Source organism: Nocardioides sp. NPDC006273 (genome assembly GCF_040613495.1).
GTDB lineage: Bacteria > Actinomycetota > Actinomycetes > Propionibacteriales > Nocardioidaceae > Nocardioides.
The window spans coordinates 17439-30997 of record NZ_JBEXSD010000011.1 but is presented as its reverse complement, the minus strand read 5'-3'; the positions used below and the strand labels follow the sequence as shown (position 1 = coordinate 30997).

The window sequence follows — 13559 nt, the reverse complement described above, 5'->3', positions numbered from 1 at the left end:
CTACCGGGTGACGCTGATCGTCGACTCGGCCTTCACGCCGTTGACGACGAGCGTGAGGGTGGCCGTCCCCGGCCGGAGCGCGGTGAGCCTTCGGGTGACCGGGTCGAGGCGTACGACGCCGCGGCCCTGCTCGCCGATGGCGACCCCGTCCCCACCCCAGTCGGCGGTGACCGGCCAGGCGACCGGGACGGTCGCGACACCCTGGCCGAAGGTGGACTCCAGCGCCACCGACGACCCGGCGGCCAGGGTCTCCGGGGCGCCGATCGAGACGGTGTCGACCGCCGGGCGCGTCTCGGCGCGCAGCCAGCTCAGCCTCGCCCCGGGGCGCGGGTCGCTGCCGACGACGCCGGCCGAGGGGTCGATGCCGACCATCGTCCAGCCTCGGAAGCCACCGCCGGCCGTGTTGCCGGCCGGGTTCTTCCCGGAGTTGCCGTTGACGAGCATCGAGATGCCCTGCGCCGAGGAGCCGTGGAAGACGCCGACGTGACCGTTGATGACGGCGACCGACTTGCCCGACGACGTACGGAACCTGCCCAGCCGGTCCTCGAGCTGCCTGGCCTCGATCCGGTCGATCAGCTGGCTGGCCTTGTCGGGCAGCGGGTCGTCGATGGGGTGGTGCATGGCGACCACGACGCCGGTCACGGCCGGGTCGGCGGCCGCCGCGGTGAGCTGTGCCTCCAGCTCGGTCAGCTGGGTCTTGCCGTCGTCGTTGCCGTGCAGTGTGCCGGAGGAGCTGTTGAGGGTGATGAGCTGCGTCGCCCCGATCCGGAACGCGGTGTGCGTGGGACCGAAGACGTCCTTGAAGTTCGAGATCGGACCACCCATGACCTCGTGGTTGCCGGGGACGTAGGTGTAGGGGACCTGGTCGCCGACCTCCTCGTCCAGGATCCGTTTGGCCAGCGCGATGTCGGCCGGGGAGGCCTCGTCGACCAGGTCACCGTCGATGATCAGGTGGTCGGGGCGGGCGGCGACGATCTCGCGGAGCGTCCCGCGGACGTGGCGCACCAGGTCGCTGTCGGGGTTGCGGGCCACGAACTGACCGTCGGACATCACCGCGATCCGCTGGGGTCGCTCGTCGACGGTGCCCTCGGTGAGGATCACCGGGTCGTGGACCGGCTCGGTCTGTGTCGGCGGAGCGTCCGGTGCGACGTTGGCGACCAGGTCGCTGATCGTCAGGTCGCCGCGGTAGGAGACGTCCGGCCGGGTCTCCAGGAACCGGATCTTGTCCACCCGGATCGGCATCGCGGTGCCCGGCGGGATCGGATACGTCACCTGCTGCCATCCCTCCCAGGTGACCAGGTCGCCGTCGAGGTTGCTGACGGTGCCGTCGCCCGAGCGGATCTGGATCCGTGGCCAGATCCCGCTGGCGTCGCCCTCGACCCACAGCGACAGGCTCAACGGCCGGCCCGGCACGGCGAGGCCGGCAGGCGGCACGGCGTAGACGCCACGGGTCCCGGTGCTGGTGGTGAAGTCGTGGCGCAGCCGCAGCGCGTCGCCGCCGTCCTGTCCGCCACCGCTGACGGGCTCGATGGTCGCCGTCGCCCGCGCGGTCTCGACCTTCCAGGTGGCGCCGTCGGCGAAGTCGGCCAGGGTGTGCTGCTCGCTGCCGACCAGCACCGTCGAGGTCACGTGGTGGCCGCCGACGGCGAAGTCGATCACCGCCGCGCCGGCCTCCATCGTGGGTCGTACGAGGAAGCCGTTGGCGCCGTCGCGGGTCACCTCGACGCAGGGGTCGGCGTCCACGATGACCTCGGTGGGCTCGATCGGAGCGGGACGGCCGTCCGGGTCGTAGCCGGTGATCTGGATCGACGCGGTCTCGCCGGCCTGCTCGATGGCCAGCTGTGACTTGTCGACCGCGAGCCGGTCGAGCGGGCCGAGGACGGTCAGCGGCATCGTGGCGCGGTGGCGGCCGGTGGTGTAGACGACATCGGCCGAGCCCGTACGCCGCCCGAGGGCCGACGCCCTGTCCTCTCCGGCGTCGACGATCCGTACGTCGGGATCCTGGGTGCGGAACCGGCCGGGCTGCTCGACGGCCGCGTAGGCCGCGTCGAGCCCCGAGCCGAACACCGTACGCCGCTGCCCCTGAAGCACCCGGTAGGCACCGGCCCGGTTGGTGGCCGGGCGGACCTGCGCCCCGGTCGCCACACCGGTCGGCTCGGCGGAGGAGAAGAACAGCAGCGAGTTGGACACCTCGCGCTCGCTGCCGTCGGACGGGGTGTCGACGATCCTCGGGCTCACGTCGCCCGCGACCCGTGCGGCCATCGTGGTCGAGCCGCCGCCGTCCAGGTTCAGCGCCTGGTAGGCACCGAGGCTGAGCATGAACCTGGCGAGCTCCGCACGCGTCATCCCGCGGCTCGCGCCGGTCTGGCCGTCGAGGGCGAGCGCGATCAGCTTCGTGCCGTCGCGGTTGATCCCGACGGCCGTACGCGAGTGGACGCCGTCGTCGCCGATGCCGGGGCCGACCTTGCCGTCGACCACGAGCTGGACGTTGCCGCTGACCGCCCAGTCGGCCTCCTCGGCCAGCCCGACGGCGACATCGACTCGGTCGCCGACCTCCAGGCCGCGTACGACCCGGGCTCCTGCCTCCCGGCCCAGCAGGACCTGCCCGCCGTCGGGGACGGCAGGGGCGCCGGCCGCGTCGTCGACCGCGGTGACGACGCCGTCGACGAGGTTCGCGCGGGCGACCTCGGGGGAGATGCTGCCGGGACCGCCGACCGGCCGGTCAAGGGTGTAGTCGCCCCACGCCTGGGTGTAGACACCGATGCCGCCGGTGGGCAACGACGGGGTGTTGAACCCGGCCAGGTCGTGCTTAGCGCCGTCGACCGTGACGGTCCCGCCCGAGGTCAGCTCGCCGATCGCCGCCTGCGCGCCGGCCATCGACAGGGCCGGGTCGGACCCGAACCGTGCGTTCTGCAGTCCGTCGCGGCTCTTGGCCAGACCGACCGGCGCGCCGGAGGCGTTCATGTCGTAGAAGCCGGCATTGACTCCGGCCACCGCCCCGGTCCCGGCCATCTGGCTCGACAGGGTGCCGATCCCGGCGACCTTGCCGGTGTTGCGTACGTCCATCGACAGCGTCGGCTCGGACAGATCAGCGGTGAGGACGTTGCCGCGGTTCCAGCCAGTGCCCTCGAGCCGTTGGAAGTTGGTCAGCTTCAGGCCTGGCGCGACCTTCTGCGTCGCGACGGTCGAGAGCGCCTCACCTCCTGCGGCGAAGTCGTAGCCGTTCGACTCCTGCTGGCTCGGTGGGATCCCGCCAGGGGCGAGCGTCACCGCGGTCGGTGGCGGTGCGGGTACGTCGGCGGCCGACGGACCGGCGGTGATGAGGAGGGCAAGGCTGAGGGCGAGCGTGGGGGCGAGGGGGCGCACGCTCTCACTGTGGCGACCCTGAGAGATCCCGGGAAGCGAATTAGCGGAAACGTGCGTGGCGGATCCGTGAACGGACGATACGGTCACGTGCGTGCTTCGGATAGCGGTGGTTCAGGAGTCTGCGGTGCCCGGCGAGGTGGGGATCAATGTCGCTACGGCGGCGAGTCGCGTCCGCGAGGCCGCGGCGAGGGGCGCCCGGCTGGTCGTGCTGCCGGAGACGTTCACGACCTCGTGGGACCTCGACGCCTTCGACGGCCCGCTGCCGACGCTGGCCGACACCGTCTGGCTCGCCCCGGTGCAGGCCGCGGCGGACGAGACCGGAGCGGTGCTCGTGCTCAACTCGCCCCTCGTCGATGCTGGACGACGTGCGATCACCAGTCTGGTCATCGCGCCGGGGGAGGAGCCGGTCGCGGCGTACGACAAACAGCATCTCTACCCGCCCGAGCGGGAGCGTTTCGAGCCCGGTGACCACGGCATTACGATCGAGATCGACGGCGTCCGGGTGGCGCTGTCGGTCTGCTACGACGCCAACTTCCCCGAGCACGCCGCCGCGGCGGCCGCCGACGGCGCGACCCTCTACGTCAACAGCGGCGCCTACTTCCCCGGCGGTGGCCACCGCCGGGATCTGCACTACGCCGCCCGGGCGCTGGACAACTCGATGTACGTCGCGTTCGCCGGCCTCGTCGGCGGACCGCTCGGCCTGATCGGCGGCTCAGCGGTCTACGACCCGCTCGGCCGGCCGGTGGAGCGGCTCGACGACGCCACCCCGGGCATGGTCGTCGCCACCATCGACCCGGCCGAGGTCGCCAGGGTCCGCGACGAGCAGCGGATGTGGGCCGACCACCGAGCGGACCTCGGCCCGCGGCGTACGTTGCGCCTCTGACCGAGCCTCAGGGCGTCGGCTCCTCGGAGACCAGTTTTCCGAAGGCGATCATCCGGTTGTCGGTGTGGAAGAGCTCGGAGCAGGTCGTCAGGGTGATCAGACGCTGGCCCTCGACCTGCTCGGGCTCGACTCCGCCCTTCTCCGGATTGTCGGGCAGCGGGTCGGTGACCCAGATCGAGGTGAAGGGGACGACCAGGTCGTCGCCGTCGGTGGTGAGCTCGTAGACGTAGGTCTTCGCCATGGTCAGGACTCGGATCTCGTCGCCTTCGCGGAGCCTCGGGAGGTCGCGGAGCGGCTCGCCGTGGGTGATCCGGTGGCCGGCGAGCGCGAAGTTGCCGACCTCGCCCGGCTTGGCGGTGCCGGAGAAGTGGCCGAACCCGGAGCCCAGGGCCCGGTCCGAGATCCCTTTCATCACGGGGACCCGGTAGTCCTTGCCGAAGCGCGGGATCTCGATGAGGGCCTCGGCCGACCCGAAGTCGGTGGTCACCTCGGTCTGCCCCGAGTCCCAGGCGCTCTCGATCTTCGAGGTCGCTTCCTGCTGGCGCTGCTTGCTCAGGATCGTGGTGCCGTGGAGCTCCCAGGCGACGTACCCGAGGATGCCCGCACCGGCCAGAACCATCACCAGGCCGAGCCAGAAGATCACCCGCCGGGCCGGCGATCGGGCCTTCGGTCGGGTCAGTGTGGTGGCGGACATCAGGTCAAGCATCTCAGCCGGATCCGCTGCCACGTAGGATCAGACGTTGTGGCGGGCCGGATCAAGGAGACGAGCATCCAAGAGGTGCGTGAGAAGGCACGCCTGGACGACATCATCTCCCAGCAGGTCACGCTGCGCCGTGCGGGACCGGGGACCTACAAGGGCCTGTGCCCGTTCCACGACGAGAAGACGCCGTCGTTCAACGTGAACCCCTCGCGGGGGTTCTACAAGTGCTTCGGCTGCGGCGAGGGCGGCGACGTCATCGACTTCGTGATGAAGCTCGAGGGGCTGAGCTTCTTCGAGGCGGTCGAGCGGCTCGGCGACAAGATCGGGGTCCAGATCCAGCGCGAGGAGGGCGACGAGGCGCCGGTGAAGCGGGGCCCGAGTCGCGGCAAGCTGGTCGAGGCCCACAAGGTCGCCGCGGAGTTCTACGCCGAGCAGCTGCTGACCCCGGACGCGGTGGTCGCGCGGCAGTTCCTCGCCGAGAAGGGCTTCGACCGCGACGCGGCGCTGCACTTCGGGGTCGGCTTCTCGCCGCGCGGGGGAGAGGACCTCTACCGCCACCTGCGAGCGCGCGGGTTCTCGGACGAGGAGGTCGTCACCGGCGGGCTGGTGGCGCACGGACGGTCGCACTACGACCGGTTCCGCGGGCGGCTGATGTGGCCGATCCGGGAGTCGGGCGGCGACGTCATCGGCTTCGGCGCGCGCCGCCTCTTCGACGACGACCGGATCGAGGCGAAATACCTCAACACCTCCGAGACTCCGCTCTACAAGAAGAGCCACGTCCTCTACGGCATCGACCTGGCCCGCAAGGAGATGGCCCGCACCCGCGAGGCGGTGATCGTGGAGGGCTACACCGACGTGATGGCCTGCCACCTGGCCGGCATCACCACCGCGGTCGCCACCTGCGGCACCGCCTTCGGCGACGATCACGCCAAGGTCCTGCGCCGGTTCATCTCCGACGACCAGCAGCTGCGCGGCGCGGTCGTCTTCACCTTCGACGGCGACGCCGCCGGCCAGACTGCGGCGCTGAAGGCGTTCAAGGGCGACGGCAACTTCACCTCGCAGACCTACGTCGCCGTCGAGCCCGACGGCCTCGATCCCAACGACCTGCGGATCAAGAAGGGCGACGAGGCAGTCCGGGAGCTGCTCGCCAACCGGGTGCCGCTCTACGAGTTCGTGCTGCGCAACATCGCCTCGAAGTACGACCTCGACCGTGCCGACGGGCGGGTCGACGCGCTTCGTGAGGCTGCACCCTTGGTGGCCTCCGTGCGTGACGAGTCCAAGAAGATGGGCTTCACCCGAGACCTCGCTCGCTTCCTCGGTGTGGACCCAGACGAGGCGGCCAGAGAGGTACGCCGGGCCGCCGGCCGGCCCGCGCCCCAGGCCGCTCCGTCTCGGCGCGAGGCCGCGCAGACCGCCCAGGCAGGCTCTGCCGAGGCTCCCGCCGCGCCGCGACGCCCACCCATGCCGCATCCGCGCGAGCCGCGGTTCACCGTCGAGCGCGAGACCCTGAAGCTCTTCGTGCAGCACCCGGTCGCCCTGGGCCGCACCACCGGCGAGATCACCCCCGAGGCCTTCACCCACCCCATCTACCGGGCGCTGTGGGAGATCATCGCCGGCCTGGGCGGCCCCGGCGCCGGCACCGGCGACGCGAACTGGGCCCAGAAGCTCGGCGCCGCTGCCTCGGACCCGCTGGTCAGCCGCATCCTCGCCGAGCTCGCCGTCGAACCGATCCCGTCCGCGAAGGAGCCGGACGCGGCGTACGTCCTGCAGTATGTCGTACGCCTCCTCGAGCTCCTCGACCAGCGCCGCATCGCAGAGGTGAAGAGCCGCCTGCAGCGCTCCGACGGCGCCGCCGATCCCGAGGCCTACAACCGTCTTTTCGCCCAGCTCGCCGCCCTCGAGCAGCACCGCCGCGGCCTCCGCAACCTCGTCGCCGAGTGACGGCCTGCCGATTTCCGATCGCCGCCGCGGGGTTGCTAAGGTTTCACCCGCGCCGCAAGGAGCATTCCCCGATAGCTCAATTGGCAGAGCATTCGGCTGTTAACCGGAGGGTTGTTGGTTCGAGTCCAACTCGGGGAGCCAGTGAAAGAGCCGCTGACCAGGCAAACACCAGGGTCAGCGGCTCTCGTCCATTTCGATCCAAGGCCGTCTCTCCCGGAGTTCGCCCGATTCTGGGGTTAGGGATGGGTCGGAACCGCGGGTGGTCCGCGTCAGGGACGAACGACCCTGACGGTGACGCCCAGGTCGCGCAGTCGCCGTAGCTCCGTGGCGGGACCCCCGCGTCGACGAAGACGATGTCGAAGTCGGTGATCGGCGCCAACGAGTAGAAGCCATGGGTGGAGAACTTGATGTGGTCCGCGAGCAGGATCCGCCGCGTCGAGGTGGCCATCATGGCGCGCTCGACCATGATCGTGTCCTCTGCCTGGTGGTAGCAGCGTCCTTATGTGATCGCCGTGGTGGACATGAAGAGCAGGTCGGCACGGAAGGAGTGGATGAACTCCTGGGTGGCCAGTCCGAGAAACGCCTGGTAGGCCGGATAATAGGTCCCTTCGAGCGCGATCATCTCGATTCCCGCCGTCGGCTGAACAGTCGTGATACGACCTTGCCTCGCTCGGCCAGACCGCCGAGCGGAGCGGCCCTGCGATCGCATCTGAGCGATTCGGCCGAAGGGTAGATCGCAGACGACGAGCACCAAGTGCGCGCGCGCCAATCCTGCATCGGGAAGCGTCCCGGGGGTGAACCGTCAGTCGACCGTGAAGAATTCCAGGCGCACGGTGAAATCGCCCTGCTGAGCCGGATCCGTGCCTGGAGCGTAGGTGCCGACGAAGACCTCGTCGTTGAGCCAACGCAATGGCGCCGGCGCCTCGAACTTCGGAGACGTACGGCACCACAGGTCCGGCTCGGGGTCGCCCGGCTCGGGGTCTCGAGGGGACAGACCGTGCATCAGGCCGACGTTGAGGATGTCCACGACGTGTCCGTCATCGGTGAGGAAGGCGTAGCGTGCCTGAACCTCGGTGATCCCGTCGGGCCTGACCAGGCTCCAGTCGGCCCCGACGGGCAGCACGGTGCCGGTGAGGCGTGGGCCGAAGACACGTCCGCCCACGATGGGGAAGACCCGGCGGACGCCGGCGCCGGTGTCGCCCACGACGTACGGCAGCCGCACTTGAACCTCAGCGGCGAAGGCGGCGCGGAGATCAGGGGCGTGCTCCATCACCGGGCTGCTCATGCGCCCGCCGGCTCAGCTAGCGAGCCCCTGCCAACCGCAGCCTCGATATCGCGGCCCGCTGCCAGACAAGCAGCCTCACCGAAAGCAGGTCCGATGAGCTGTACGCCTTCGGGTAGGCCCGCTGCTGAGACGCCCAGTGGTATCGCGAGGGACGGTAGGCCGAGCAGGTTCACGGTGACCAGAAGTCGGTGCGCGTGCCATTGCTCGGTGGTTGCCTCCGGTCCGGTGAGGTCGAACTCCTTGCCGAACATCTGCTGTGTCGACACGGGGCCGAGCACCACCGGGTAGCGTGCCTGGAACCGGCGCCAGGCTGCGCCGATCGCCAGCCGCTGCGCGATCGCGTGGTTGAACCCAAGAAGGTCGACGGTCTCGGTGGCCGCGATGTTGTCGGACATGTACCGGCGCGCACCTTCGGACAGCAGACCGAAGATCGGCCCGTCGGGGTTGAACAGGTCCGACTCGAGCTCCGAGGTCGACATCTGTCGCCAGAACAACGCCGCATCGGCGATCCGGGGAGGCTCGACTTCTTCGACGTCCCAGCCGGCTGTAGCCAGTACGCCCGCGGCGCGGCGCACGACAGCAGCGATGTCAGGATCGATGCCGCCGTCGGCAGGATTGGTCACTACAGCGACGCGCCGAGGCCCTGCGTACGCGTCGCTCCATGGCACAGGCGAGGTCCACGGGTCATCGAGGTCCGGGCCCTGGATGACGCCGAACGCTGTGGCGACATCATCGACCGTACGTCCCATCGGGCCCTGGACGGCAAAGAGCTGACCGGTGAGCGGAATCGGTGGTGTCGGACCGGGCCGATAGAGGGGGACGCGTCCCAAGGTCGGGCGCAGAGCGCAGATCCCGGCGGCGAAGGCTGGAAGACGCAGCGAGCCGCCGTAGTCGTTGCCGAGTCCGACGGGACTCATACCAGTCGCGATGGCCACGGCCTCTCCTCCAGACGAGCCGCCGCAGGAGCGGGAGGGGTCCCACGGGTTCAACGTCTCGCCGAACAGGGCGTTGTCGGTGTGCCAACGCATGCCGAGGTCGGGCATGTTGGTGCGGATGATCGGGATCGCCCCGACGGCCCGCATCCGGGTGACCAGAACGTCGTCCTCTGGGGGAGGAGGACCCTGGAAGGCGGCGACCCCCGAGGTGGAGGGTGACCAGGTCAGGTCGATGTTCTCCTTCACGGAGAAGGGCACGCCATGGAGCGGCCCGACGTCGCCACCTGATGCGAGCATCTTGTCGGCCTTGTCAGCCTCGTCCAGGGCTTGCTCGGGGAACACGACCGTCGCCGCGTTGACGACCGGGTTGATCCGCTCGACTCGGCCGAGGAATGACTCCACCACCGCACGGCTGGTCACCTCGCCGGCGCTGATCGCCGCGGCCAGCTCGGTGGCTGAACGGGCCCACCACGGGGTCGGTTCGGGGGAAGGGTTGGAGCCGTCGATCATGGGTGTTGCCTCTCTACGCGATCGGTGATGGGGACGGTCGGGTCATCACAAGTTCATCTATCCGGCCGGGCATGAGGTCTGTTCCGGGAGCACGTGAATGGTGAGCACGGCCGGCTCCGTGCCGCCGACGGTCAGGGTCTGGTGATTGGGAACGACCTTCTCCGCGAGCCACGGGTGCTCGCCGGTACCTGGCTGCGGGATGTACTCGGGGTAGTCACTGCTGCTCACCTGGACCCGCAACCGGTGCCCACTCCGGAGCCGGTAGCCGACCTGGCCGAGGTCGATCGTGACCCGGCGAGGCTCAGCGCAGTCGACCACGTGTACCTGCCCGCGCGTCACGAGGTGGGCAGCACCGTCCGGAGCGACGTCGAGCAGGCGGACGAAGACGTCCATTCGGGGCCCGTCGCTACCGACCGTGGCGACCAAGCCGACACCACCGACGAGGTCGGTGTCGGCGTTGACGGCCGTGCCGTCGAAGGCGAGGACATCCTCGCGCTCGGTCCCCGCGCGTTCATCGGGATACTCCGCCAGGAAGCCGAACGCGTCCTCGACCGGGGACGGGACAAGGTTGTCAGGATCGTGGATCCAGGCCAACGTCTGTTCAGCCTCTGGCGCCTCAGGATCCAGCGACAAGTCCGCTCTCAGGTGCAGTGCCACCGGCGTCACCCCCTCCGGTGGCCACTCCGTCGTCGTACGGAAGCCCTCGGTATGGGCGAGGTTCCAGCGGACCTTCGGGATCGACGTCGCCGGACGCAGGTCACGCAGGAAAACGTCGAAGAACTCGATGGCCGGGTCGAGGTACGCCGAGAGGCCAGCTCTGACCTGATCGGCAGACCGCCCTCCGCGTGGATCAAGCAGGTGGTTGTTCTCATGGTCGATGGCGTCGATCAGCAGGTACTCGTTGTGGGCCCACGCCTGGTGTTCGGCAAGTCTCCAGTGGTCGCTCCACTGCCAGGGGGCACAGTTGTCCCACCAGCCGATGGTCTGCAGAACGGGCAGTGGGCGAGCCTCGAACGGGTGCCCGAAGGGAAACCGGCGCAGGCGCACCTGCTCGGGGAACCACTGGTCGAACGAGATCGAACGGGATCCGACGGTCGTGAAGAAGTCCTCGACCTCGGCAACCAGCGGTCGCCGCGTCCAGTCGGGCTCCCAGAGGTAGACGTCGTTGGAGTGGAAGAAGGTGCACGGATAGAGCCGGTGTACGCCCATCTCGACCTCACGGGTCCACGTGCCCGGCATGACGTCGCTGTCGTGGGGGAGCTCGCCGAGTCGGGTGCCGGTCACCCGGGGGCAGAGCGCTCGCAGAGCTGGATGGCTGGTCGACGCTGCGGCCCATTGTGTGTAGCCGTAGTAGGAGTCGCCCCACATCCCGACGATGCCGTTGGACCACGGCTGCTCGATGACCCAGTCGAGTGTGTCGGCGCCATCGGCGGCCTCGTTGACGAAGAGCAAGGTCTCGCCCTCCGAGCGGAACTTTCCGCGGACGTCCTGGGTCACGACGTGGTAGCCGTGCCGGACGAAGTAGTGAGCGACGAGCGGCAAGAACGCGTACTCGCCGGCCTTGTCGTACGGCAGCCGGACCAGAACAGTGGCCGCGGGCTCCTTCCCTGAAAGGTAGACATCGGTCGCCAGTCGCGCTCCGTCGCGCATACGGACCAGGTGGTGCAGCGCACTCTCGTCGACCGGGGCAGGGCCGATGCGTTCGTAGGCCGTGGACATGGTCACCTCACCTCGAAGAACTCGATACGGATCTGCCGGAGGTCAGCGTCGTCGTAGGCCATCCCGACGAAGACCGTGTGGGTCAGCCAGGTGTGCTCGGGTGCGTCGGTGCGGAAGACGGGCTGGGTGCGGAAGTAGTAGCGCGCCGGGTCCACCCGCTCTCCGGATTCGGCAGCGGCGTCGACCTCGGGCGAGGCTACCCAGAAGCCGCGGTTGACGACATCGATCAGCGCGCCGTCGTCGGCCCGGATCAGGTAGCGGGCATCGAGATCGACGGCGACGCCGGGCCGATCGACAGCCCAGTCGCCGCCCCCGTCCACGACCTCGCCGTTGAGGCGCGGACCGCGGACGGTGCCACCGGTGATCGGGGTGAAGCCGAGCACCGGGCCGCCGGCATGGCCGACGTGCTCGGACGGGGCGATGTCAACACGGGCCTCGAACGCGAAGTCGAGCTCGGGCGTCTTGAAGGAAGGAGAATGGGTTGTCATGGGGCCTCCACGGATGAGAGAGCAGCTGGGTCGGTCCGGTTGCCCCGGCGCCGCGGGACCCAGCCCTCGCGTGGCACCGCACTGATGAGCTCGCGGGTGTAGTCCATCTGCGGCGACGCGAGAGTGGTGGCGACCGACCCGCTCTCGATGACTCGACCGCCGTGCATGACCAGGACGTCGTCGCTGATCTGCTGCACGACCGGGAGGTCGTGCGAGATGAAGAGCAGCGCCACGCTCAGCTCGCGCCGGATCCGGTTGAGAACCTCGAGCACCTGCGCCTGCACCGACACATCCAACGCCGCCACCGCCTCGTCCAGGATCAGCACGGCCGGGTCAGCCGCGAGCGCGCGGGCGATCGCGACTCGCTGCCGCTGGCCTCCGGACAGGGCCCGCGGTCGGGACCTGCCCTGCTCGGCGGTCAGTCCGACGTGGGCGAGCAACTCATCGACACGACGGTCGCGATCGGCCTTGGGCAGCACGCCCTGGACGTCGAGGGCCTCGCGCAGGCAGTCCCGGGCGGTCTGTCGACGGTCCAGGGAGGCGTACGGATCCTGGAAGACCATCTGCACCAGCCGACCGCGACGGCGACGTTCGGCCGAGCTCAGTCGGCCGGTCGGCCAGGGTTGCCCCGCGACCGCCATCTCGCCGGCTGTGGGTTGGGCCAGTCCGACGATCATCCGGGCGGTGGTGGACTTACCGGAGCCGGACTCGCCGACGATGGCCAGGGAACCGCCGGGTCGCAGGTCGAAGCTCACGTCGTCGACCGCGACCAGGTCCTCATGGCCGCGTCCGTCGGCTGCACGCACCCGGTAGACTTTGCGCAGATCACGGACGGACAGGACCGGCACATCGGCGTCGCCATCGCCCGACGTCGCCGAAGCTGGAGTCGAAGCACGCGCCGAAACGGCTGTTTGCAGCCGTGGGCGGGCCTCGACGAGGGTACGCGTGTAGTCGTGTTGCGCCCGCTGGCGCAGGCCGTCGGCACCGAGCACCTCGACGATGCGGCCGTCCTTCATCACCGCTATCCGGTCACAGACGGCATCGGCCAGGTCTAGGTCGTGACTGATGAAGAGCATCGCGAGGCCACGGGCTCTGCGCTGCTCGTCGAGGATCGCCATCACTTCTTGCTGAGTGGTGACATCGAGAGCCGTGGTCGGCTCGTCGGCCAGCAATAGCGAGGGCTCGGTGGCGATCGCCGCCGCGATCATCACCCGCTGGAGGAGGCCGCCAGAGAGCTCGTACGGCTTCTGGCGCATCCGCCGCTCGGCGTCCCCGATCCCCACCTCGCGCAGGACCCCCGCCACCGTCCGCTCGGCCTCGGAGCGGGTGCGCTGCTGCACGTCGACGAGGTTCTCGACGAGAAAGTCCCCCACCGTACGTAGCGGGTTGATGTGGGCTCGCGGATCCTGAAACACGACGGCCATCCGAGTGCCTCGGAAGCGTCGCAGCTCCGCGGGCGCGAGGCCGCCGATGTCGGTGCCGAGCACCTTGACCAGGCCACTGCGCGTTGCCAGTCGGGGCAACAGACCGACAACCGCGCGCAACGTGGTCGACTTCCCCGATCCGCTCTCACCGACCAGGCCGAGCGCCTCTCCGGCGCCGACGGTCAGGCTCACGTCCGCGATGATCTCCCGGACGCCGCGCGCGGTCGGGACCGACACGTGCAGTGCGTCGACCTCCAGCGTGGGTGTCTCGGGTGCCTCCGGGATCTCTGGTGCCGTCATGGCCCCCG

At 69.6% G+C, this 13559-nt stretch carries 10 protein-coding genes, 1 tRNA gene and 1 pseudogene; 3 read left to right on the top strand and 9 right to left on the bottom strand.

Going from position 1 to position 13559, the window contains the following annotated elements; all coding sequences use genetic code 11:
• Positions 1-3366, bottom strand: coding sequence for a phosphodiester glycosidase family protein (locus tag ABZZ22_RS07065; protein ID WP_354928445.1), 3366 nt, complete (start codon positions 3364-3366; stop codon positions 1-3).
• Positions 3367-3457: 91 nt separating this feature from the next.
• Between ABZZ22_RS07065 and ABZZ22_RS07060 the strand changes: the two genes are divergently transcribed.
• Positions 3458-4249, top strand: a complete 792-nt coding sequence (locus ABZZ22_RS07060; RefSeq protein ID WP_354928442.1) for a carbon-nitrogen hydrolase family protein — start codon at positions 3458-3460, stop codon at positions 4247-4249.
• 7 nt (positions 4250-4256) lie between these two features.
• Here the strand turns inward: ABZZ22_RS07060 and ABZZ22_RS07055 are convergent, their stop codons facing one another.
• Entirely contained in the window at positions 4257-4943 is a 687-nt protein-coding gene (locus tag ABZZ22_RS07055; RefSeq protein ID WP_354928439.1) for a class E sortase, read from the bottom strand.
• Between the two features lie 48 nt (positions 4944-4991).
• Here ABZZ22_RS07055 and dnaG point away from each other — a divergent pair, with 48 nt between their 5' ends.
• Positions 4992-6890, top strand: coding sequence for a DNA primase (gene dnaG, locus ABZZ22_RS07050; RefSeq protein WP_354928436.1), 1899 nt, complete (start codon positions 4992-4994; stop codon positions 6888-6890).
• A 65-nt stretch (positions 6891-6955) separates the two neighbouring features.
• Positions 6956-7031: transfer RNA gene (locus tag ABZZ22_RS07045), tRNA-Asn, on the top strand.
• A 211-nt stretch (positions 7032-7242) separates the two neighbouring features.
• On the opposite strand, the pseudogene ABZZ22_RS07040 reads toward ABZZ22_RS07045, so the two are convergent.
• The 7 genes and pseudogenes from ABZZ22_RS07040 to ABZZ22_RS07010 all read right to left on the bottom strand — a co-directional run.
• Positions 7243-7371, bottom strand: a pseudogene (locus ABZZ22_RS07040) (DeoR/GlpR transcriptional regulator); the annotation flags it as partial.
• An 18-nt stretch (positions 7372-7389) separates the two neighbouring features.
• The gene (locus ABZZ22_RS07035) at positions 7390-7512 is read right to left on the bottom strand and encodes a hypothetical protein (RefSeq protein WP_354928433.1); all 123 of its coding nucleotides are present in this window, start codon (positions 7510-7512) and stop codon (positions 7390-7392) included.
• 180 nt (positions 7513-7692) lie between these two features.
• Positions 7693-8175 (bottom strand): DUF3237 family protein, encoded by a 483-nt coding sequence (locus ABZZ22_RS07030; protein ID WP_354928430.1) that lies wholly within the window; start codon positions 8173-8175, stop codon positions 7693-7695.
• Entirely contained in the window at positions 8172-9620 is a 1449-nt protein-coding gene (locus tag ABZZ22_RS07025) for an amidase (protein WP_354928427.1), read from the bottom strand. Before ABZZ22_RS07025 ends, ABZZ22_RS07030 begins: the two co-directional genes overlap by 4 nt.
• 57 nt (positions 9621-9677) lie before the next feature.
• Positions 9678-11339: a CocE/NonD family hydrolase gene (locus tag ABZZ22_RS07020; protein ID WP_354928424.1), complete on the bottom strand. Its 1662-nt coding sequence runs from the start codon at positions 11337-11339 to the stop codon at positions 9678-9680.
• Positions 11340-11341: 2 nt separating this feature from the next.
• Positions 11342-11827, bottom strand: a complete 486-nt coding sequence (locus ABZZ22_RS07015; RefSeq protein ID WP_354928421.1) for a DUF3237 family protein — start codon at positions 11825-11827, stop codon at positions 11342-11344.
• A complete protein-coding gene (locus ABZZ22_RS07010) occupies positions 11824-13551 on the bottom strand; it encodes an ABC transporter ATP-binding protein (protein ID WP_354928418.1) in 1728 nt (575 codons plus the stop codon). Before ABZZ22_RS07010 ends, ABZZ22_RS07015 begins: the two co-directional genes overlap by 4 nt.
• Positions 13552-13559: the final 8 nt, after the last annotated feature.